This window comes from Pseudomonas sp. GW821-FHT09E04 (assembly GCF_059416185.1).
Genome location: NZ_JBWKOR010000005.1, coordinates 465,671 through 485,540, shown reverse-complemented (window position 1 = coordinate 485,540; position 19,870 = coordinate 465,671). Strand labels below are relative to the sequence as shown.

The window sequence follows — 19,870 nt, the reverse complement described above, 5'->3', positions numbered from 1 at the left end:
AAGCACGCCCCGGAATGTGTGCATTGTAATCCGGGACAGCGCAATTCATGGCACGACAGAAACGGTAGTACAGTTCATCAATATTTCAGAATGAGGAAATTCCATGGCACAAAAAAGCGAAGAGGACGACAAGGTCCGTCTCGACAAATGGCTGTGGGCTGCACGTTTTTTTAAAACCCGTGCCTTGGCCAAAGCCGCCATCGAAAGTGGCAAGGTGCATTGTCGGGGAGAGCGCTGCAAGCCTGGCAAAGAGCCACGCATCGGCGATGAATTCGAGATTCGTACCGGCTTCGATGAAAAGACTGTCGTGGTCCAGGCCCTGTCGATCGTGCGCCGTGGCGCGCCGGAAGCGCAGACGCTGTATGCGGAAACCGAAGCCAGTATCGCCAAGCGCGAGGCGGCTGCAGCGATGCGCAAGGCGGGCGCGTTGGGTGTGACCACCGACGGCAAACCGAGCAAGAAACAGCGTCGGGACTTGTTTAAATTTCGTGGGAACAGTAGCGGCGAATAAAAAATCGCAGCCTGCATGCGCTCCCTGAGGAGCTGCCGGCGGCTGCGATCTTTTCAGGCGCATCGAATTAGCGGAGCGCCACCACACTCATCCGCGAAACCACCGGCAACTTGCCCACCAGCGTGAAAATCGGCGCTGTGATCTTCAGCCAGAAGTTCGCCGCGTGATAGGCAAACGGTGTGTAGTAACCCCAGCCCAACGCCCATACCGCCAACAGCAGGCCACCGATGTAATCGTCCTGGCCCCAGTGCGCGCCGGCCACCAGACGCGGCAGCATGAACAGCAGCGCCAGACCCCAGATCGTCAGGAACTGGCCGGCGGAGCGACTGAAAACGCCCATGAACAGCGCCCAGATCAACAGCACCGAAGCATGGTCACCGGGGAAGCTCTGGCTCGAGCGATCCTTCAGCTCAAAGGTCTTCTCGAGATGCGGGAAGTAGTCGCTCATATGAACGGCGCCCTGGAGCACCATGGATGGGCTATTGTGCTGCCAGCCCATGTGGTCGGCGAATTTGGAAAACAGCGCGCGGATCACCACCATCAGCAGCAGGATCGAGAAAAATCCGAAGAAGGCGCGACGCACGTCAATCGCCTTGAACACCCAGTCGCCCTTGATCAGCAGGGTCAGCAGGATCAGTCCGACGACAACGTCGAACGGGCGCAGACTTGCAATTGCCCAGATGTGGAGCCATATGGGGTTGCTGGCCAGCGGTGCATTGAGTGAGCGGAACAGCCACTCGTCGAAAACCACACACAGCATCTGACCCGTAGGCCATAACCAGAAAGCCAGTAGTGCCAAAGGCACTGCATTGCACAGAACCAGCCGGCCGAGGTTCCACCTTGATTGGAACAAACCCGGATTGTTCATAAAATGCCTCCCGTGGCTGAACATAGGCATCAAAATGGATGCCAGAAGCGCGGGATTTTCATTCTTTGTAACCTTTTTGTCATTAAAATCAGATACCTAGACCTATGACCGATTTCCTCGATACCGATTACACCCAACGCTTCATCTTCGATGACAGCGACACGCGCGGCGAACTGGTGTCGCTGGAACGCAGCTACGCCGAAGTGCTCGCCAAGCACCCGTATCCGGAGCCGGTTGCGCAATTGCTGGGCGAACTGATGGCTGCTGCGTCGTTGCTGGTAGGCACCCTGAAATTCGATGGCTTGCTGATTCTTCAGGCGCGCTCCGAAGGCCCGATCCCGCTGCTGATGATCGAGTGCTCCAGTGACCGCGAAATTCGTGGCCTGGCCCGTTATGAAGCCGACTTGATCGCCGCTGATGCGACCCTCTCCGACCTGATGCCCAACGGCGTGTTGGCGTTGACTGTCGATCCGACGGTGGGCCAGCGCTACCAGGGCATCGTCGACCTCGACGGCGAAACCCTGTCCGACTGCTTCACCAACTACTTCGTCATGTCCCAGCAGGTTGGCACCCGCTTCAAGCTGTGCGCCGACGGCCGTCGCGCCCGTGGCCTGCTGCTGCAGCAACTGCCTGCCGATCGCCTGAAAGATGAAGAAGAACGCGCCGCCAGCTGGCAGCACATCACCGCGCTGGGCAACACCCTGACCGCTGATGAACTGTTGAGCCTGGACAACGAAACGGTTCTGCATCGCCTCTACCATGAAGAACAGGTCCGTCTGTTCGATGTGCAGAAACTGCGCTTCCATTGCAGCTGCTCCCGCGAACGCTCGGGCAACGCACTGGTCAGCCTGGGTCTGGAAGATGCGCAGCAATTGGTGGCCGAGCAGGGTGGCAGCGTCGAGATCGATTGCCAGTTCTGCAACCAGCGCTACCTGTTCGACGCGGCGGATATCGCTCAATTGTTCGCTGGTGCGGGCGTCGAGACGCCGTCAGATACCCGGCACTAAAACGGTTCAGCGCAGGTAAATTCACTGCTCAACGACGGAATAACGCCGTTACGACGGGAGGGCCCTACTCTTTTTGGGCTTTTCTGGCATAATCCGGCCCACTTTTTTCGCGGTAGTAGTGCACGACTTTCTACTACAAAACGTTTGGAGCACACTCGGCCACTGGCCGACGGGGAACCTCATGACGCAAGCCAATAACGCCGTGTACACCGATCTGAGTGTTGATGATCTGGTAAAAGAAGCCCTGAAACGCGGTGAAGGCGAGCTTGCCGATACCGGCGCTCTGGTAGTTCGCACCGGTCACCGCACCGGCCGTTCGCCAGTCGACCGTTTCATCGTTGAAGAGCCTTCCACCCAGGACGCAATCGCCTGGGGCCCGATCAACCGCAAGTTCCCGGCCGACAAGTTCGACGCGCTGTGGGCTCGTGTTGAAGCATTCAACAACGCGCAAGAGCATTTCGTTTCCCACGTGCATGTAGGCGCGGCCGAAGATCACTACCTGGCCGTGAAGATGACCACCCAGACTGCCTGGCAGAACCTGTTCGGTCGTTGCCTGTTCATCAACCCGGCTCAGTACAACCCGGCCGGTCGTGACGAGTGGCAAGTGTTGAACGTGGCCAACTTCGAGTGCGTGCCTGAGCGTGACGGCACCAACTCCGACGGTTGCGTGATCCTCAACTTCGCACAGAAAAAAGTGTTGATCGCCGGCATGCGTTACGCCGGTGAAATGAAGAAAGCCATGTTCTCCGTGCAGAACTTCCTGCTGCCGGCCGCTGACGTGCTGCCAATGCACTGCGCTGCCAACATCGGCGAAGAGGGCGACGTGACCCTGTTCTTCGGTCTGTCCGGCACTGGCAAGACCACCCTGTCCGCCGACGAAAGCCGTTACCTGATCGGTGACGACGAACACGGCTGGGGCGAAGGCGTTGTCTTCAACATCGAAGGCGGCTGCTACGCCAAGTGCATCGACTTGTCCGAGAAGAACGAGCCGGTCATCTGGAAAGCCATCAAGCACGGCGCTGTGCTGGAAAACGTCGTGATCGACGATGCCAAGCACGCCGACTACGCCGATGTCAGCCTGACCCAGAACAGCCGCGCAGCCTACCCGCTGGAGCACGTTGCCAAGCGTTCCGAGAAGAACCTGGGCGGCGAGCCGAACGCTGTGATCTTCCTGACTTGCGACCTGACCGGCGTACTGCCGCCAGTGTCGATCCTGAACAACGAGCAAGCGGCTTACCACTTCCTGTCCGGCTACACCGCACTGGTGGGCTCGACTGAAATGGGTTCGGGCAGCGGCATCAAGTCGACCTTCTCCACCTGCTTCGGCGCACCGTTCTTCCCGCGTCCGGCTGGCGAATACGCTGAACTGCTGATCAAGCGCATCAAGGGCTTCGGCTCCAAGGTCTACCTGGTCAACACCGGCTGGACCGGCGGTGGCTACGGCGTCGGCAAACGCTTCAACATCCCGACCACCCGCGCCGTGATCGCAGCGATCCAGAGCGGTGCACTGATCGGTGCCGAAACCGAACACCTGGACACCATCAACCTGGACGTGCCACTGGCCGTACCGGGCGTCGAAACCAACCTGCTCAACCCGCGCAACACCTGGGCTGACAAGGCTGCGTACGACGAAGCTGCCAAAGCACTGGCCGGTCTGTTCATCGAGAACTTCAAGAAGTTCGACGTGAGCGACGCGATCAAGGCTGCCGGGCCTAAGTTGTAAGACTTAGTTTTGGTGAATGAAAAAGCCGCCTCTTGAGGGCGGCTTTTTTGTGGGCGTTCATTTTCTCAATGGGCCAATGCATTCAAAACATGAACCGGGTCGTTATGAATGGCCTTGAGCAGAGCCTTTGCCGGCCCGGTTGGCTCGCGACGACCCTGTTCCCAATTTCGTAGCGTGCCGAGTTGGACGTCGATCAGTGCCGCAAATTTGGTCTGGGTCAAACCGGTAGCTTTACGAATTTCTTTGACCTGCAATGCATCAACGTGGAATTCGCGAGAAGGTGCGCGCTGGCCTCGTACAATCTCGTCCATCTCTTGCACACTTTCCATCAGCTCATCAAAAAATTTGCTCATGGGCATCTCCATTTTTCGATCAAGACCTTGAGTGCTTTACGCTCATCGCTGGACAGATCGTGTTGTTCATTTTTAGGGTAGATCATCAATAACCCGATTTGTGACGCCGAAACGAAGTGGTAGTAGATAACCCGTGCTCCGCCTCGCTTGCCGTGTCCTTTCGCTGCGATTCGGGTTTTGCGGATCCCGCCTGTGCCTTCAATTACATCGCCAATCGAAGGACTTACAACCAGTTGCTTCTGAAAAGCGGCATACGTGTCATCGTCCAGCAGCTCTTTTACTCGACGGGTAAAGATCCGAGTCTCAACAAAAATCATCGTAAATGTACGCCATTGGCTTACCTTCCAGCAATGCTGAAGGGATTTGAGTAGATGACTGGTAAGTGATCGTTCTCATGTCGAACATGGGAACGATCTGATCACTCAACCTCAGACTGGAGCTTTCCAGTTGAGCATTCGTTGCTGGGCGACCTGCAACAGGTCAAACCCGTCTTTGGTCAGCAGGTAAAGGGCGTGGGTGATGTGGGGAATGTCTTCAACGTCGGCATGTTTGAAGCAGAGGCAGTAGAGAGTTTGCAGCAGGTCGCTTGAAGCGCGCAGGCGCTGGACGGCGCATTCGAGGATGTCTTGCGGGTTGGCCTCGGTGTCGATGACCAATGGCTTGGTGTCGGTGAGGTTTGTATCAAGTGGGCGGTAGCGATCGTTGGGGAACTGGTTCCATGATTTCATTGGTTAGACTCTCTCAAGTATCCGAAGAACCGCCAACATCATGACCAAACGATAGGAGGCGGACTGTGTTCGGGTTGGTCAACCAGAGAGAGAGAACTCCAGGCACGCCGAAGCGTCCCAAACACAGCCGCCATAACGCGTGCCGCATGAATCAGGCGGCAAGCATACAAGGGCATGCGAAGTTTCTCTCTCATTTTCAGGTGACCAAACCCGAGTCGCTGATTTGGCAGCGACAGTCACGACTATAGATTTGAGCTAACAAACGGCGATAGCCGATAAGGCATCACTCCATGTAGGACGTGGACGAAGATTCAATAGGGTCGTTCCTCCGGATTATTGCGTGTTCTCAACAGTTCACGTTTCGCTGCCATCAAGCGTCTCGACTCTTCATCGGGGATGCTTGGCCGGGGATCATCGATGCTTTTCTGAACTTGCCGAGTAACCCACTCTTTGTAGGTCTCCTCGTCGCAGTGAGGTTCAATTCCGTCAGTGGATCTATCCATCGTTCAATTCTCCCGTGATTGTGTTGACGTCTGTTACCGGTCCCGCCTCAACGAATTGCCCGATACCCTTCAACATCCAGCACACTCGTCGTCAGCCCGCTCGCCGGTGTGTAGATCGTGCCTTTCACCGTCGAGAACGGGACGCCTTTGCTGCCCAGTGAAACGTAGCGTTCACCCTGATCCAGTTCGGTGAACCAGGTGTAGGAGCATTTCTCCATGGCCTTGTATTTCGCTGCCGCGTTGACGAGGGCCGCGGTGTGGTTTCGCAGGGTGGCGTCAGTAAGGTTGAGGTTTTTGTCGAGCACGGTGCCCCAGCGTTTCAGGCAGACCTCGGCAAAGTGGCGGACGATGAGACCGGGTTCGGCCAGCACTTTTGGTCCACTGTTGCCATCGGCGGAGGCGTTGCCAACCAGGGTGGCGTGACGGCCGGGCATAGGGAAGATGCTGGTTTTGGTGCCGGTCGCGGTTTGCGGGATGACGCAGCTGAAACCCTTGGAGCGTTCGTCCCGTGCATAGAAACCCACGTACTCTTTTACGTTGTAATTGAGCTTCACCCGGTGTTCCTGAAAGTTACCGATGCCCGGCACAGGATCAATGGCAAAGATATTGACCGGAATGTTTTTCAGCGCACTGTCGTTGAACATGGCATTGGCCAGCATATGGCAACTAATGCCGCCACGGCTCCAGCCTACCAGATTGACCTTTGTTGGAATAACGCCGTCCTTGCGGAACGTTTTAATGATTTGCTCTTGTAACTTCTGTTGCGTGATGCTGCGATCACCATAGTTGTATTTGCGCCACAGCCAGGAGCCCTCGACTTTTACGTCCTCAATAGGAATGCCAGCAGCCTTGAGGCGGTTATATTCCGCTTCGGTCAGTTGCTCGCGCTGCCAGTCGCATTGGCCTTTGATGATGTTCATCGCATGCTGGACGTTTTCCTCCCAGCCCTTGCCGAACAGGGTTCCGCTGAGGCCGTAGTCCTTGGATTTGGTGAACAGATCATCGGCCTGCAGGTTGCTGGTGCCAGGGCCATCGACCACGATCCATTCGGCAAACTCGCGACCGGTGTGATGGGAGGCGAGTGTGGAAACCAGTTCGCCGTCCCAATAGTTTTCGTGGGTATTATCAAACTTTGTCGAACCTGTACCGCAAAAGAAAATAGTCAGCGTAGTCATGTTGTTGCTCTGGGTTGATGTAAGAGCAAACAGGCTAGTTCTGAACTTTGCAGTAATGGAAGCGAAGGGTTGTTGCGAACTTTGTAAGTTTGGCTCGTCGCGTTAATTATTTATTCGTTGCCTGGCAACTTCCAGCAAGTCACAGCCGTCCTGCGTCAACAAATAAAGCACATTGACGATGTTGGGGATGTCTTTCACGTCGGCCTGTTTGAAACACAGGCAGTAAAGAGTTTCCAGCAGATCGCTGGCAGCGCGCAGGCGTTGATCGGCAGCATTAAGCAGATCCCCAGGTTTGGCTTCGGTGTCGATGACCATGACCGGGATGTTGCCGTCGCAGGTTTTGAGAGGGCGAAAGCGAGTATTCAGCGGTTTGAACATGTTCATGATTGAGGCGTGTCCTTTACGAAGTCGCGTCGGTGGGCCGACACAGTGTTTTCAGCCGCGCCGGCCACTATAGAAGGGCGCCATCGAGTGGGACAAGACAGCCACAATGGACAGGATTCGTAGGGGTTTTTCCGGGGTTCGGGCATTTGCCCTACGCGTTTTTGCGGCGTTTTCACAGCCAAACCCTGAGGAGAGAAATTTCCCACGTGTTTGTCGGGCGATTCCCGGTAAACCTCTGTATGGTGCGCGCCAGAATCCGTAGGGCGTTTCCAGACGTCCGACACACGCTTAAAGGGAATTAGGTATGCAGTGGCTACGAATGGCCTCGATCATTTTGCTGTGGGCCAGTGGTTGTCGTTTGGCGGCGGCTTCCGACACAGGCAATGGGCTGGCGCTTGCCAATCTGGAGCGCAGTGGCTGGCCGGACGCGCTCACCACTCAGGACAACATCGATACGGCCTCCCGCGCTGAGGTACTGATCTTCGGCAAGGCCCTGTTGGCCAGCGAAGCTCTGGATGAGCAGGAACTCAAACAACGGCTGGGCGTGCAGCAAATGCAGCTCAAGTCGATCAGACAAGTGCGCGACGGTCTGTGGGATCGCTTGCTCAGCACCTACCGTAACGCCAGCCAGAACTGTGACGATCAAGCGTTTTGCCCACGGGTGCGCAGCGTCGCTGACTTGCGTCAGTTGGCGGCGGCATTTACGGGTGATATCAGCCCGGCCCATGCACAATGGGCAAGCAAGAGCCTGGATGTGCATGAGCGGGTACTGGATGAGCAATTGCGGGTAGCCGTATTGCGGCCATAGCAGCGCGCTTGCGGCTGCTAAGCCGACGAGGCTTCATCCGCTGTCACGGCGATCGCCAAGGGCGGAGGGAAGTCGTCGGGAACCGGCGTGCATGCGCCCAGCAACAGGGATGCAACGACGAGGGCGAGGGGCAGTTTCAAGTGGTTCGACATGTTCACTCCTTGATAAAAATCCATGCGCATCGGCCGTCCTGGCTCGAAGCGTGACGGACATTACTCTCGGTTCGATTCACGCGGCGATGAACAATGTGTTTCATTTGTTTGATCCCGTGGCGGAGCTGCCGACGCTGTATCATCCCGTATCGATTTGCCCCCCGACCTTTTCTCGATTCGCTGCGATCGCCCGCTAGGCTGTTGGCATCACAGCGGTCAACGGAGTGACAGCGAATGCACAACACCCTGGAACAGGTTTTCGGTTATCCACAGTTTCGACCCGGTCAGGAAGCGGCAATCAGCGCTGTGCTGGCCGGGCGCTCGGCGGCGGCGATCTTTCCCACGGGCTCCGGCAAATCCCTTTGCTACCAGGTGCCGGCTCTCCTGCTGCCGCACCTGACGCTGGTGGTCTCGCCATTGCTCGCGCTGATGCAGGATCAGCTGGCGTTTCTGCAACGTCACGGCATCTCGGCGGGGAGCATTGATTCTGCGCAGAATCGCGAAGACGCCAACGATGTGATGGCCCGTGCCCGTTCCGGCGAACTGAAGATCCTGATGATTTCCGTGGAGCGCTTGAAGAACGAGCGTTTTCGCAATTTTTTGCAGCAGGTGCCGATCTCGCTGCTGGTGGTGGATGAGGCCCACTGCATCTCCGAATGGGGCCACAACTTCCGACCCGACTACCTCAAGCTGCCGGACTACCAGCGCCAGTTCAACATTCCGCAGACCCTGCTGCTGACCGCCACGGCAACGCCGAAAGTCATCGCCGACATGCAGGCGAAATTCGCCATCGCCGCCGAAGACGTTGTGACCACCGGTTTCTATCGGCCCAATCTCAACCTGTTGGTGGAGCCGGTACGCGGTGAGGATAAGCGGCGACGGCTGGTGCAGTGGATGGCCGAGCGGGCGGGCCAGCCGACCATCGTCTACGTCACTCTGCAGAAAACCGCCGAACACATCGCCGAACATCTGGGGCGCAATGGCATTCAGGCTGAGGCTTACCATGCCGGGCTGCCTCACGAACAACGGGAAGCGATCCAGAAGCGCTTCATGGGTGGGCAGTCCAATTGCATCGTCGCGACCATCGCGTTCGGCATGGGCATCGACAAGAGCGACATCCGCAACGTGGTGCATTTCGACCTGCCCAAATCCATCGAAAACTACAGCCAGGAAATCGGCCGCGCCGGGCGTGATGGGCAACCGTCCGACTGTCTGGTGCTGGCCAACCGCGACAGCCTCAATGTGCTGGAAAACTTCGTCTACGGCGACACGCCGGAGCGCGATGGCATTCGCCATGTGCTGGACGAGTTGCAGGCCGCTGCGCCTGAAGGTCAGTGGGAGTTTTTGCTCGGGCCGCTGGCGGATCAGAGCAACATTCGTGCGCTGCCATTGAAGACGTTGCTGGTGCAACTGGAGCTGCGAGGGCTGATTGCCCCGCGCTACGCGTACTACGCCGAATACCGTTTCAAATACCTGCTGGAACCCGAGGCGCTGCTAGAGCGTTTCGAGGGCGAGCGCAGGGATTTCGTTGCGGCGATCATCCAGACCTCGAATCGCGCGCGGACCTGGGCCACGGTGAATTTCGAGGCGATGTACACGCAGTATTCGGCTGAGCGCAATCGTGTGGTGAAGGCGCTGGATTACTTCCAGGAGAAAGGCTGGGTCGAGCTGGAAAGCAAGCAGATGACCGAAGTCTACAACGTGCTGCACAGCGCCTTCGACAGCCAGGTCTTGAGTGGCGAGCTACATGATTATTTCTCTCGCCACGAACAGACCGAAGTGGCGCGGATTCACGCCATGCTCGAATTGTTCGCCACCGAGCGGTGCCTGGGCTATCGACTGGCGGAGTACTTCGGTGATCACAACGCCCCCGAGCAGTGCGGGCATTGCTCGGTGTGCCACGGGCAGGTTGCCCGGCTCCCGGCGCCTCCGGAATTGCTGGCGCTTGTGGATAAAAGTTTCTCGGCGTTGTGCGGCGATTTTATCCACAGGCATGAGCAGCAGACAGGCAGTGCGCCTTCAGCGGAGCGGCTGACGCGCTTTCTGTGCGGGATCAGTGTGCCGCTGTTCACCAAGCTCAAAGCACGGACCATTTCCGGGTATGCGGCGCTGGAGGAGTATCCCTACGCGGACGTGCGGGCTTGGGCTCAGGCGCATCTCTGATGCAACGAATCCATTTGCTGAATGTCGATCATCACAGCAATAAACTTCAAAAATACCCGTTGGCTGACTATGGTGAAGGCTGTCTTTGGATCTCCAACAAGAGAACAACAATGAGCCAGACATCCTTCGAAATTCGGCAGGCCGCCGTGATCGGCGCCGGCACCATGGGCCGTGGCATTGTCATGTGCCTGGCCAACGCCGGCGTGTCAGTGCAATGGGTCGATAACAATCCACAGATGCTTGAGCAGGCGCTGAAGACGGTGGCCGATACCTATGCGCACAACGTGCGTCAGGGTCGGATCGATCAGGCCGAGGCCGATGCGCGAATCGCCCGGATCAGTGCGGCGGCGGATTATGTTGCGATCCGCAATGTCGACCTGGTGATCGAAGCGGTGTACGAGAATCTCGAACTCAAGCAGAAGATCTTCCGTGAGCTCGATGGCTTGCTGAAACCCGAAGCCCTGCTGGCGAGCAACACCTCGGCACTGGACATCGATGCGATTGCCGCCGCGACACGACGACCGACGCAAGTGCTGGGTCTGCATTTCTTCAGCCCGGCGCACATCATGAAACTGCTGGAAATAGTCCGTGGTGCACAGACCTCGCCAGCCGTGCTTGAGGCTGCACTCGAGCTGGGCAAGCGTATGGGCAAGGTCAGTGTGGTGTCGGGCAACTGCCACGGATTCATCGGCAATCGCATGCTCCATCCTTACGTGCTCGAGGCGCGCAAGATGCTGCTTGAGGGGGCCTGGCCGCAGCAGATCGACGCAATATTGCAGGGCTTCGGTTTTGCCATGGGGCCGTTTCGCATGTACGACGTGGTCGGCATCGATCTTGAGTGGCGTGCTCGTGAGCTGGCCGGCAAGGGCCAGGATGCGCCAGAGGTTCAGGTGGATAACCGCTTGTGCGAGTTGGGTCGGTTCGGGCAGAAGTCTGGCAATGGTTACTACCACTACGAACCGGGCAGTCGTCAGGCCGAACATGATCCCGAGGTGGATGCACTGGTGTTGAGTGTCAGCGAAGGTCTGGGGTTTCATCGCCGTGAGATCGGATCTGAGGAGATCCTTGAGCGCTGTCTTCTGGCGTTGGTCAATGAGGGCGCAAAGATTCTGCAGGAAGGGATTGCCGAGTCGGCGCATGACATCGATCAGGTTTACCTGAACGGCTATGGCTTCCCGGCTGAGAGAGGCGGGCCGATGGCCTGGGCGGACGATCAGGGGCTGGCAGACATTCATAAACGACTGCTGGCGCTGGAAACACGACAGGGTGATCAATGGCGGCCGGCGCAACTGATTGGCGAGCTGGCGGCACGAGGCAAAGGTTTTTACCTTTAGACTGGGCCGATCACTCAAGGAATCGACACTGATGTCCAACCCGATGCCGCAACGCGCCGATTACCCGCATTTCCAGCCGATCACCACGCGCTGGCATGACAACGATGCCTACGGCCACGTCAACAACGTCACCTACTACAGCTTTTTCGATACGGCGGTAAACACCTACCTGATTCAGGTGGGTGGCCTGGATATCCACGATGGCGAGGTGGTGGGGTTTGTGGTGAGTTCGTCTTGCGATTACTTCGCCTCGATTGCGTTCCCGGACTTGATCGAAGTTGGTTTGCGGGTCGGCAAACTGGGCAACAGTTCAGTGCAATACGAGCTGGCCGTGTTCAAGGCTGGCGAGCATGAAGCCTGTGCGGCGGGGCGTTTTGTGCATGTGTTCGTTGATCGTGCATCGAATCAGCCGGTGGCGATCCCTGCGGGGTTACGCGGAGCGCTGGAACGGCTGGCGGTTTGACAGGCAAAAAAAATCGCAGCTCGGGGGAGCTGCGATCTGGCTGTACCGGCAATGAGGTCAAGCCTCAGTCGCGGTAGTAGCGGTGATGCTTGCGATGGCCATAGGCGTGGCCACGACCACGGTGGTCGTCGCGGTAGTAGCGACCACGGTCACGGCCGCGATCGTAACTGCGGTCTTCGCGATTACTCTCGTTGCCCATGTAGTTACCCAGCGCGCCACCGGCGCCGCCACCTGCTGCGGCACCGATCAGGCTGCCGGTGGTGCCGCCCATGCTGCGGCCAACCACGTTACCGCCGGCTGCGCCCAACGCACCGCCAATGGCCGCTTCGCCACGGCTGTGTTTGTTGGCGCCTACCGCGCTACCACCCGCGCCGCCCAGGGCCGCGCCAATGGTTGAACCTGTGCTGCCGCCTAAAGACTGACCGACGACCGAGCCAAGAACCCCGCCCAATGCGCCGCCCACACCTGCTTCGGTGGTGCCTCCGGCAGAAGCGAAGCCACTGACCAGGCCAAGGGACAACAAGAGAATCTGGGAGAACTTCATAGAGGAGCCTCAAAGGGATGACGGCGCGATCCTGAGGCTGTGTAACAAGGCTGACAATCGAAATCCGACGAATAACACGACTTGTATACAATTATGCAAGTTACTGATTTTTGGGTGGAACTTAACCGATTTTGGCCGGTCTTTAGCTACTTCACAAAGGCCGCTTTTATGCAAAAGCGGCCTTTTTTGTGGGCGCAGAAAAGTTTGGTGTCAGGCCGATTTGGCCATGATCAACCCCGTCTCACTCGCCGCCTCCAACCGGATCGCGATGAACTTCGACGTCGGCGTATGGCTGCCGTCCCCGGTGCTTTCGAGCGGCACCAGCGGGTTCACCTCAGGGTAATAAGCCGCCGCTTGCCCCGCCGGAATATCGAACGCCAGCAGTGTGAAGCCTTTCACGCGACGCTCACGGCCATCGTCCCACAGCGACACGATGTCAGCCTTCTGCCCAGGCTTGAAGCCCAGACGGATGATGTCCGCCTCGTTGGCGAACAGCACGTCACGCTGTCCCTTCACCCCGCGATAACGATCGTCGAGACCATAAATCGTGGTGTTGTACTGATCGTGAGAGCGCATCGATTGCAAGATCAGATCCGGCAGTTGACCGGTGGCGCGAGTGCGCTCATGGATCAGATCCTTGGGCAGCATGTTCGGCTTGAAGTTGGCCCGGCCCGAAGTCGTGTTCCACTTGCGCGCGCCGGCACTGTTGCCGAGGTAGAAACCGCCCGGGTTCTTGACCTTCTCGTTGAAGTCCTTGAAGCCCGGGATGGTGTCGGCGATCAGTTCGCGGATGCGCCGGTAGTCGGCCACCAGCCAGTTCCAGTCCACCGGTTTGCTGCCCAGGGTCGCGGCGGCAATGCCGGCGATGATCGACGGCTCCGAGCGCATCTGGTTCGACAGCGGCTGCAACTGGCCGTTGGAGGCGTGCACCATGCTGAACGAGTCTTCCACGGTGACGGCCTGCGGGCCTTCGGTCTGGATGTCGATGTCGGTACGACCCAGGCACGGCAGGATCAATGCGTCTTTGCCGTGGGCCAGGTGGCTGCGATTGAGCTTGGTGCTGATCTGCACGGTCAGGTCGCAGTTGCGCAGGGCTTGGAAGGTGCGCGGGCTGTCCGGCGTGGCCTGGGCGAAGTTGCCGCCCAGACCGATGAACACTTTGGCGCGGCCTTCGGCCATCGCGTGAATCGCTTCGACCACGTTGTGCCCGTTGTGGCGCGGCACCTTGAACTGGAAGCGACGCTCCAGGGAATCGAGAAACGCCACCGGCGGACGCTCGTTGATGCCCATGGTGCGGTCGCCCTGCACGTTACTGTGACCGCGCACCGGGCACAGACCGGCGCCGGGTTTGCCGATGTTGCCGCGCAGCAGCATCAGGTTGGCGATTTCCTGGATGGTCGGCACCGAATGGCGGTGCTGGGTGATGCCCATCGCCCAGCACATGATCACGTTCTTGCCTTTTGCGTACATGCGCGCCGCTTGCTCGATTTCAACCAGCGTCAGGCCGGACTGCGCAACGATCTGCTCCCACGGCGTGTCATCAACGACGCCGAGGTATTCCAGCACGTTGACGCTGTGTTCATTGAGGAAGTCGTGATCGAACACCGCCGGCGCACCGGCCTTCTGCGCATCGCGTTCCCATTGCAGCAGGAACTTGGCCATGCCGCGCAGCACAGCCATGTCGCCGCCCAGTGCCGGGCGGAAATACGCGGTGTTGGTCGGCTTGTCGCCGTTGGTGAGCATTTCGATCGGGTGCTGCGGATGCTGGAAGCGTTCCAGACCGCGTTCTTTCAGCGGGTTGATGCAGACCACCTGAGCGCCGCGTTTCACCGCTTCACGCAGGGGTTCGAGCATGCGCGGGTGGTTGGTGCCGGGGTTCTGGCCCCAGACGAAAATCGCATCGGCGTGTTCGAAATCGTCGAAGGTTACGGTGCCTTTGCCGACACCGACGCTTTGCGCGAGCGCCACACCGCTGGCTTCGTGGCACATGTTCGAGCAGTCGGGGAAATTGTTGGTGCCGTAGGCGCGCACGAACAGTTGATACAAATAGGCGGCTTCGTTACTGGCACGACCCGAGGTGTAGAACTCGGCCAGGTCCGGGCTCGGCAGGGCTTGCAGGTGCTTGCCGATCAGCGCGTAGGCATCGTCCCAACTGATCGGCTTGTAGCGGTCGGTTTCGGCGTCATAGACCACCGGTTCGGTCAGACGGCCCTGATATTCGAGCCAGTAGTCGCTCTGCTCCAGCAACGAGGTGACGCTGTGTTTGGCGAAGAACTTGCCGTCCACGCGGCGCTTGGTCGCTTCCCAGTTCACCGCTTTGGCGCCGTTCTCGCAGAACTTGACCATGCCGCTTTCCGGCGAGTCGCCCCAGGCGCAACCCGGGCAGTCGAAGCCGCCGTTCTGGTTGGTCTTGAGCATCATGCGCAGGTTCTTCAGCGCGTTGTCGCTGGTCAACCAGGCCTGGGCCACGCTGATCAGTGCGCCCCAGCCGCCGGCTGCGCCCTTGTAGGGCTTGTAGCGCGGGACGGGTTTCTGGTCGGCTTGATGGTGTTGGCTCACGAGTGTTTCTCCATTTCTGGGCTATACACCCGCGGCGCGTTTTTCTGCGGCAGGTGGATGAGATTGAGGTTATGGCGGCGGGCCCATTGCACGGCGAGGCCGGTGGGCGCGGACAGACTGACGAGGGTCTGGATCCCGGCGCGCAGGACTTTCTGGATCAATTCGAGGCTGCAACGGCTGGTGACAATCGCCAGGCCGCCGGTTGTGGATATCTTTTGCCGGATCAGGCCACCGATCAGTTTGTCGAGGGCGTTGTGTCGGCCGATGTCTTCGCGGCCCAGCAGCAATTCACCGCTGGCGTTCATGAACACCGCCGCGTGTACCGCGCCGCAATGCTGGCCCAGCGGCTGGAACGCACCGATGCGCTGGCGCAAACCGTCGAGCCATTCAATCGGCGGCAAAGGGGCGCCGGGCAAGACCTTGAGATCGGGCAGCGCCTGTTCCACCGCTTCTACGCCGCACAGCCCGCAACCGCTGGTGCCGGCCAGTTGCCGACGCTGCTGCTTGAGATTCCAGAAGGCGCGGTTGGCGATGGTCACCTGGGCGTATTGCGCCGAGCCTGAACCGGTCAGTTGCAGGTCATAGATGTCCGAGGCGTCTTCGATGATGCCGCTGCCCAGGCTGAAGCCGACGATGAAGTCTTCGAGGTCGGTTGGCGTCACCAGCATCACGGCCTGGCTGATGCCGTTGTAGGCAATCGCCAGTGCGACTTCCTCGGCCAGCGCGGTGCTGGCCGACTCCGCCAGGGGCAGGTCGCTGTAGCTGTAGGTCTGACTGGCGGCGGGCGCGGGCGTTTCGAGTGCAGGCGCCGCGCAGGCCGGGCGCTTGGCGTTCATGGCATCACCGACGGATTGATCAACGTTAAGACTAGGCGCGGCAACTTGTCGCGTCTAATCGCTAGTGTCGATCTATCGATAGATGCCGTCGATCAAGCGGCCGCTGGCGATTTCTGATACAGCGCGAAACAGGCCTCGGCCAGTGCCGAACGCGGGGCGCCGCGGCGCATGATCAGGCCCAGCCGGGCGAGGGTCTGGGCGTTTTCGATCGGTTGCAGGCGCAGGTGATCGGTGAGGCGTTCGAGGCCGCCGTCCAGCGGCATGATCGCGCAGCAGAATCCGCCGTGCACAGCTTGTAACAATTGATGCACGGCGTCGGTCTGCAACAGTGGTTGCGGTGTCAGGCCCCGGCTGTGGAAGTTGTGGTCGATGGACTGGCGAAAGTGCATGCCGCTGGTGAGCATGCCCAGCGGCAGTTCGATCAGCGCCTGCCAGCTCAGCGGTGCCTCGCCGAAGCTGAAGGAGCGCTGATCGTAAAGCAGGCCCATGCGGGTTTCGTCGAACGCCAGGGATTCGAAACGCTCGTTGTCGAGACGATCCAGGTAGGACACGCCGATGTCGATCCGGTTGTCCGCCAGTTGTTCGAGGATCTGCTCCGAACTCAGTGCCGACAATTCGAAGCGTAGCTCCGGGTGCGCAGCGTGCAGGCGTTGCATCAACGGCAGCGGATCAAAACTCGACAGCGGCACCACCCCCAGGCGCAAGGTACCGATCAGGTTGCCGCGACAGGCTGCCGCTTCCGCTTGCAAGCCGTCGTAAGCCGCCAGCACCGTACGCGCCCAGGCCAGCACTCGCTCGCCTGGCGCGGTGAAGCCTTCGAAGCGCTGGCCGCGATTGACCAGCGGCAGATCGAGTTCTTCTTCGAGGCTGCGCAGGCGCATTGATAGAGTCGGCTGGGTGATGTGGCACCGGGCGGCGGCCTGGCCGAAATGGCGGGTTTCGTCGAGGGCGATGAGGAATTTCAGCTGCTTGATGTCCATCTTCGCTCCGGGGCGCTGGCAAGGGTGGGTGATTCTACCGTTTGCGCGGCGACAGGGTCATTGGTCGGTCTGGAACCGGGTTGGTTTGTGGTGGTCTAGGCTTGGGCGTCTGGAACTTAAATCAAGGAGTGTGCGCTATGAGTCTTTTGAGCTTTGTAAAAGAGGCCGGTGAGAAGCTGATCGACCTGTTGACCCCTGGCAACGCCAATGCCAGCGAGCAATTGAAGGAACACATCAGCAAGGTCGGGTTGGGTAACCCGAATGTTCAGGCGACGGTGGATGGCGACAAGGTGACGGTCACCGGCGAGGTGGCGAGCCAGGAAGAGAAAGAAAAGATTCTGCTGGCGGTGGGCAATATTGAAGGCGTCGGCAGTGTCGATGACCAGATCACGGTCACCGGGCCGGTGGTGGCTGCCGCACGTTTCGTGGTGGTGAAAAAGGGCGACACCCTCAGCGCGATTTCCCTGGCGGTGTATGGCAATGCCAACCAGTACAACAAGATTTTCGAGGCCAACAAGCCGCTGCTCAAGGACGTGAACAAGATCTATCCGGGGCAGACGCTGCGTATTCCTGAGTAACAACAGACTTGCAGGAGCTGCCTCTGGCAGCTCCTGCAACGTTCAGAGTCCTGCTATCAAGTCCCGATAATCTTCGACGGCCACAAACTCCGCCGTGTCCTTCGGTCCCTTGCGACTGTCCGGTTCCTTTACGGCCAACAGATGCGCCACACCAAAGTCCCGTGCACTGCGCAGGATCGGCAGGGTGTCGTCGATGAACAGGCTGCGCGCCGGGTCGAAACCGATATCGGCCTGCAAGGCATCCCAGAACTGCGGGTTCTCCTTGGGAAAACCGTAATCGTGGGAGCTGATCAGCCGCTCGAAGTACGGCGCCAGTTCAACCCGTTCCAGTTTCAGCGACAGCGAATCGCGGTGCGCGTTGGTGATCATCACCACGCGTTTACCGGCCCGTTTGATCGCGGCCAGAAAAGTGTCGGCGTCCGGGCGCAGGGCAATCAGGTGGGCGGTTTCCAGCTTCAGCTCGCGCACCGACAGCTTCAATTCCGTGCTCCAGAAGTCCAGGCAATACCACTGCAATTGACCGGCATGACGTTCGAACAACGGCTGCAATTCCATTTCCGCCATGGCCCGGCTCACGCCATGCAGTTCGGCGTAGCGCTGCGGCAAGTGTTCCAGCCAGAAGTGGTTGTCGAAGTGCAGATCCAGCAACGTGCCGTCCATGTCGAGCAGAACGGTATCGATGTCGGACCACGGTAATGAAGGCATGGCAACGTCTCGAACGGTAGAAAGATATCCGACGCAAACAATCGGAAAAGCCGCGTTATAGTAGCGCGTTCACGCCAAGGAGCTTTGCATGCGCCAGAAACCAACCGTACTTGCCCGCGAAATCGTCGCCACCAGTCGTCTGTTCTGCGTGGAAGAGCTGAAACTGCGCTTTTCCAACGGCGTGGAGCGCACCTACGAGCGGCTGGTGGGCAAGGGCGCCGGTTACGGCGCGGTGATGATTGTGGCCATGCTCGATGCCGAGCACGCAGTGTTGGTCGAGGAATACTGCGGCGGTACCGACGAGTACGAATTGTCCCTGCCCAAGGGCTTGATCGAACCGGGCGAGGATGTGCTGGCGGCGGCCGAGCGTGAGCTCAAGGAAGAGGCGGGCTTTGGTGCCCGGCAATTGGAACACCTGACCGAGTTGTCGTTGTCCCCCGGCTACATGAGCCAGAAAATCCAGGTGGTGCTTGCCAGCGATCTGTACGAGGAGCGACTGGAAGGCGACGAGCCGGAGCCGATGCGGGTGGACAAGATCAACCTGCGGGATCTCTCTTCATTGGCGCAAAATCCGCAGTTTTCCGAAGGTCGTGCCTTGGCGGCGTTGTACCTGGCCCGCGATCTGCTGACCCAGCGCGGTTTTTTCCAGTCATGAGTGAGATGTCTATGAGTTTTTCCCATCCGTTGATGGCGCCGGTGGTTGAACTGGCGCTGCGGGCCGGCGAGGCGATTCTGCCGTTCTGGCGCGCCGATGTGGCGGTGACCGCCAAGTCCGATGATTCGCCGGTGACCGCTGCGGATATCGCTGCGCACCATGTGATCGTCGCCGGCCTGACCGCCCTGGATCCGAGCATCCCGGTGTTGTCCGAAGAGGACGCCAACATCCCGCAAAGCGTGCGTGCCGGCTGGCAGCGCTGGTGGCTGGTGGATCCGCTGGATGGCACCAAGGAATTCATCAGCGGCAGCGAAGAGTTCACCGTCAACATTGCCCTGATCGAAAATGGCCGGGTGGTCTTTGGCGTGGTATCGATGCCGACCAATGGGCGTTACTACGTTGGCGGTGCCGGGCTCGGTGCCTGGCGTGGCGACACGGGCGGCACGCCGGTGGCGATTCAGGTTCGCGACGTGCCGGGGCCTGGCGAAGCGTTCACTGTGGTTGCCAGCCGCCGTCATTCGAGCCCGGAACAGGAACGCTTGCTGGCCGGTTTGAGCGCGAGCCTTGGCGAGTTGCAACTGGCCAACATCGGCAGTTCGCTGAAGTTCTGTCTGGTGGCCGAAGGTGCGGCGGATTGTTATCCGCGACTGGCGCCGACGTCCCAGTGGGACACGGCGGCGGCGCAAGGCGTGCTGGAAGGTGCCGGCGGTGAGGTGCTGGATTTGAACGGTGATGCGTTCTGTTATCCACCACGGGAATCGTTGCGCAACGCGTTCTTTCTGGCGCTGCCGGCGAAAGCGGCGTGGCGAGCGAAGTTGCTGGAACTGGCCCGTTCGTAAGC

Annotated in this window: 22 protein-coding genes; 10 read left to right on the top strand and 12 right to left on the bottom strand. The window is 59.2% G+C overall.

Annotated features, from left to right (window positions below):
• The first annotated feature begins 103 nt into the window (after positions 1–103).
• Complete coding sequence (locus AC07N4_RS20980) at positions 104–511, top strand: RNA-binding S4 domain-containing protein (protein WP_096821906.1); 408 nt, start codon at positions 104–106, stop codon at positions 509–511.
• Positions 512–578: 67 nt separating this feature from the next.
• On the opposite strand, the gene AC07N4_RS20975 is transcribed toward AC07N4_RS20980, so the two are convergent.
• Positions 579–1,379: a phosphatase PAP2 family protein gene (locus AC07N4_RS20975; protein WP_493065886.1), complete on the bottom strand. Its 801-nt coding sequence runs from the start codon at positions 1,377–1,379 to the stop codon at positions 579–581.
• A gap of 104 nt (positions 1,380–1,483) precedes the next feature.
• Between AC07N4_RS20975 and hslO the strand changes: the two genes are divergently transcribed.
• On the top strand, positions 1,484–2,386 hold the full coding sequence (hslO, locus tag AC07N4_RS20970; RefSeq protein WP_096821908.1) for an Hsp33 family molecular chaperone HslO: 903 nt from the start codon (positions 1,484–1,486) through the stop codon (positions 2,384–2,386).
• Positions 2,387–2,567: 181 nt separating this feature from the next.
• Positions 2,568–4,109, top strand: a complete 1,542-nt coding sequence (locus AC07N4_RS20965) for a phosphoenolpyruvate carboxykinase (RefSeq protein WP_102620601.1) — start codon at positions 2,568–2,570, stop codon at positions 4,107–4,109.
• Between the two features lie 65 nt (positions 4,110–4,174).
• Here AC07N4_RS20965 and nadS read toward each other — a convergent pair whose 3' ends face one another.
• The 6 genes from nadS to AC07N4_RS20935 form a co-directional block, all read right to left on the bottom strand.
• On the bottom strand, positions 4,175–4,462 hold the full coding sequence (nadS, locus tag AC07N4_RS20960; RefSeq protein WP_127796615.1) for a NadS family protein: 288 nt from the start codon (positions 4,460–4,462) through the stop codon (positions 4,175–4,177).
• Positions 4,459–4,779 (bottom strand): type II toxin-antitoxin system RelE/ParE family toxin, encoded by a 321-nt coding sequence (locus AC07N4_RS20955; RefSeq protein ID WP_197870129.1) that lies wholly within the window; start codon positions 4,777–4,779, stop codon positions 4,459–4,461. The genes nadS and AC07N4_RS20955 overlap by 4 nt, the downstream gene beginning before the upstream one ends.
• A 111-nt stretch (positions 4,780–4,890) precedes the next feature.
• The gene (locus AC07N4_RS20950; protein ID WP_115076187.1) at positions 4,891–5,190 is read right to left on the bottom strand and encodes a hypothetical protein; all 300 of its coding nucleotides are present in this window, start codon (positions 5,188–5,190) and stop codon (positions 4,891–4,893) included.
• 311 nt (positions 5,191–5,501) lie between these two features.
• On the bottom strand, positions 5,502–5,693 hold the full coding sequence (locus AC07N4_RS20945) for an antitoxin PaaA2 family protein (RefSeq protein WP_493065885.1): 192 nt from the start codon (positions 5,691–5,693) through the stop codon (positions 5,502–5,504).
• Between the two features lie 47 nt (positions 5,694–5,740).
• Complete coding sequence (locus AC07N4_RS20940; protein ID WP_493065884.1) at positions 5,741–6,868, bottom strand: hypothetical protein; 1,128 nt, start codon at positions 6,866–6,868, stop codon at positions 5,741–5,743.
• Positions 6,869–6,970: 102 nt separating this feature from the next.
• Complete coding sequence (locus AC07N4_RS20935) at positions 6,971–7,252, bottom strand: hypothetical protein (RefSeq protein WP_493065883.1); 282 nt, start codon at positions 7,250–7,252, stop codon at positions 6,971–6,973.
• 304 nt (positions 7,253–7,556) lie between these two features.
• On the opposite strand from AC07N4_RS20935, the gene AC07N4_RS20930 reads away from it, so the two are divergent.
• The 4 genes from AC07N4_RS20930 (at position 7,557) to AC07N4_RS20915 (ending at position 12,172) form a co-directional block, all read left to right on the top strand.
• Positions 7,557–8,060, top strand: a complete 504-nt coding sequence (locus AC07N4_RS20930) for a polysaccharide deacetylase (RefSeq protein WP_273539554.1) — start codon at positions 7,557–7,559, stop codon at positions 8,058–8,060.
• Between the two features lie 386 nt (positions 8,061–8,446).
• Positions 8,447–10,375, top strand: coding sequence for a RecQ family ATP-dependent DNA helicase (locus AC07N4_RS20925; RefSeq protein ID WP_493065882.1), 1,929 nt, complete (start codon positions 8,447–8,449; stop codon positions 10,373–10,375).
• 110 nt (positions 10,376–10,485) lie between these two features.
• Positions 10,486–11,709, top strand: a complete 1,224-nt coding sequence (locus tag AC07N4_RS20920) for a 3-hydroxyacyl-CoA dehydrogenase (protein WP_192559501.1) — start codon at positions 10,486–10,488, stop codon at positions 11,707–11,709.
• Between the two features lie 31 nt (positions 11,710–11,740).
• Positions 11,741–12,172, top strand: a complete 432-nt coding sequence (locus AC07N4_RS20915) for an acyl-CoA thioesterase (RefSeq protein ID WP_096821918.1) — start codon at positions 11,741–11,743, stop codon at positions 12,170–12,172.
• 64 nt (positions 12,173–12,236) lie between these two features.
• Here the strand turns inward: AC07N4_RS20915 and AC07N4_RS20910 are convergent, their stop codons facing one another.
• The 4 genes from AC07N4_RS20910 to AC07N4_RS20895 form a co-directional block, all read right to left on the bottom strand.
• The gene (locus AC07N4_RS20910) at positions 12,237–12,716 is read right to left on the bottom strand and encodes a glycine zipper domain-containing protein (RefSeq protein ID WP_096821919.1); all 480 of its coding nucleotides are present in this window, start codon (positions 12,714–12,716) and stop codon (positions 12,237–12,239) included.
• Positions 12,717–12,926: 210 nt separating this feature from the next.
• Complete coding sequence (locus AC07N4_RS20905) at positions 12,927–15,275, bottom strand: FdhF/YdeP family oxidoreductase (RefSeq protein ID WP_273541033.1); 2,349 nt, start codon at positions 15,273–15,275, stop codon at positions 12,927–12,929.
• Positions 15,272–16,111, bottom strand: a complete 840-nt coding sequence (fdhD, locus tag AC07N4_RS20900; protein ID WP_096821921.1) for a formate dehydrogenase accessory sulfurtransferase FdhD — start codon at positions 16,109–16,111, stop codon at positions 15,272–15,274. Before fdhD ends, AC07N4_RS20905 begins: the two co-directional genes overlap by 4 nt.
• Positions 16,112–16,203: 92 nt before the next feature.
• Entirely contained in the window at positions 16,204–17,091 is an 888-nt protein-coding gene (locus tag AC07N4_RS20895; RefSeq protein WP_102620609.1) for a LysR family transcriptional regulator, read from the bottom strand.
• A gap of 137 nt (positions 17,092–17,228) precedes the next feature.
• Between AC07N4_RS20895 and lysM the strand changes: the two genes are divergently transcribed.
• Positions 17,229–17,669: a peptidoglycan-binding protein LysM gene (lysM, locus tag AC07N4_RS20890; RefSeq protein ID WP_008080501.1), complete on the top strand. Its 441-nt coding sequence runs from the start codon at positions 17,229–17,231 to the stop codon at positions 17,667–17,669.
• 42 nt (positions 17,670–17,711) lie between these two features.
• On the opposite strand, the gene yrfG is transcribed toward lysM, so the two are convergent.
• On the bottom strand, positions 17,712–18,374 hold the full coding sequence (yrfG, locus tag AC07N4_RS20885; protein ID WP_102620610.1) for a GMP/IMP nucleotidase: 663 nt from the start codon (positions 18,372–18,374) through the stop codon (positions 17,712–17,714).
• Positions 18,375–18,462: 88 nt separating this feature from the next.
• On the opposite strand from yrfG, the gene nudE reads away from it, so the two are divergent.
• Positions 18,463–19,029 carry an ADP compounds hydrolase NudE gene (gene nudE / locus AC07N4_RS20880; protein WP_102620611.1) on the top strand — a complete coding sequence of 189 codons (567 nt, stop codon included), beginning with the start codon at positions 18,463–18,465 and terminating at the stop codon, positions 19,027–19,029.
• A 5-nt stretch (positions 19,030–19,034) separates the two neighbouring features.
• Positions 19,035–19,868: a 3'(2'),5'-bisphosphate nucleotidase CysQ gene (cysQ, locus tag AC07N4_RS20875; protein ID WP_273539010.1), complete on the top strand. Its 834-nt coding sequence runs from the start codon at positions 19,035–19,037 to the stop codon at positions 19,866–19,868.
• The last annotated feature ends 2 nt before the right edge of the window (positions 19,869–19,870 follow it).

Coding starts and splice junctions, on each gene's coding strand:
- AC07N4_RS20910 (WP_096821919.1), bottom strand. CDS start 12,716: ATGAAGTTCTCCCAGATTCTCTTGTTGTCCCTTGGCCTGGTCAGTGGC.
- AC07N4_RS20955 (WP_197870129.1), bottom strand. CDS start 4,779: ATGATTTTTGTTGAGACTCGGATCTTTACCCGTCGAGTAAAAGAGCTG.
- AC07N4_RS20915 (WP_096821918.1), top strand. CDS start 11,741: ATGTCCAACCCGATGCCGCAACGCGCCGATTACCCGCATTTCCAGCCG.
- cysQ (WP_273539010.1), top strand. CDS start 19,035: ATGTCTATGAGTTTTTCCCATCCGTTGATGGCGCCGGTGGTTGAACTG.
- fdhD (WP_096821921.1), bottom strand. CDS start 16,111: ATGAACGCCAAGCGCCCGGCCTGCGCGGCGCCTGCACTCGAAACGCCC.
- AC07N4_RS20950 (WP_115076187.1), bottom strand. CDS start 5,190: ATGAAATCATGGAACCAGTTCCCCAACGATCGCTACCGCCCACTTGAT.
- AC07N4_RS20980 (WP_096821906.1), top strand. CDS start 104: ATGGCACAAAAAAGCGAAGAGGACGACAAGGTCCGTCTCGACAAATGG.
- AC07N4_RS20945 (WP_493065885.1), bottom strand. CDS start 5,693: ATGGATAGATCCACTGACGGAATTGAACCTCACTGCGACGAGGAGACC.
- nudE (WP_102620611.1), top strand. CDS start 18,463: ATGCGCCAGAAACCAACCGTACTTGCCCGCGAAATCGTCGCCACCAGT.
- AC07N4_RS20930 (WP_273539554.1), top strand. CDS start 7,557: ATGCAGTGGCTACGAATGGCCTCGATCATTTTGCTGTGGGCCAGTGGT.
- yrfG (WP_102620610.1), bottom strand. CDS start 18,374: ATGCCTTCATTACCGTGGTCCGACATCGATACCGTTCTGCTCGACATG.
- AC07N4_RS20935 (WP_493065883.1), bottom strand. CDS start 7,252: ATGAACATGTTCAAACCGCTGAATACTCGCTTTCGCCCTCTCAAAACC.
- AC07N4_RS20940 (WP_493065884.1), bottom strand. CDS start 6,868: ATGACTACGCTGACTATTTTCTTTTGCGGTACAGGTTCGACAAAGTTT.
- hslO (WP_096821908.1), top strand. CDS start 1,484: ATGACCGATTTCCTCGATACCGATTACACCCAACGCTTCATCTTCGAT.
- AC07N4_RS20925 (WP_493065882.1), top strand. CDS start 8,447: ATGCACAACACCCTGGAACAGGTTTTCGGTTATCCACAGTTTCGACCC.
- nadS (WP_127796615.1), bottom strand. CDS start 4,462: ATGAGCAAATTTTTTGATGAGCTGATGGAAAGTGTGCAAGAGATGGAC.
- AC07N4_RS20975 (WP_493065886.1), bottom strand. CDS start 1,379: ATGAACAATCCGGGTTTGTTCCAATCAAGGTGGAACCTCGGCCGGCTG.
- AC07N4_RS20895 (WP_102620609.1), bottom strand. CDS start 17,091: ATGGACATCAAGCAGCTGAAATTCCTCATCGCCCTCGACGAAACCCGC.
- AC07N4_RS20920 (WP_192559501.1), top strand. CDS start 10,486: ATGAGCCAGACATCCTTCGAAATTCGGCAGGCCGCCGTGATCGGCGCC.
- AC07N4_RS20965 (WP_102620601.1), top strand. CDS start 2,568: ATGACGCAAGCCAATAACGCCGTGTACACCGATCTGAGTGTTGATGAT.
- lysM (WP_008080501.1), top strand. CDS start 17,229: ATGAGTCTTTTGAGCTTTGTAAAAGAGGCCGGTGAGAAGCTGATCGAC.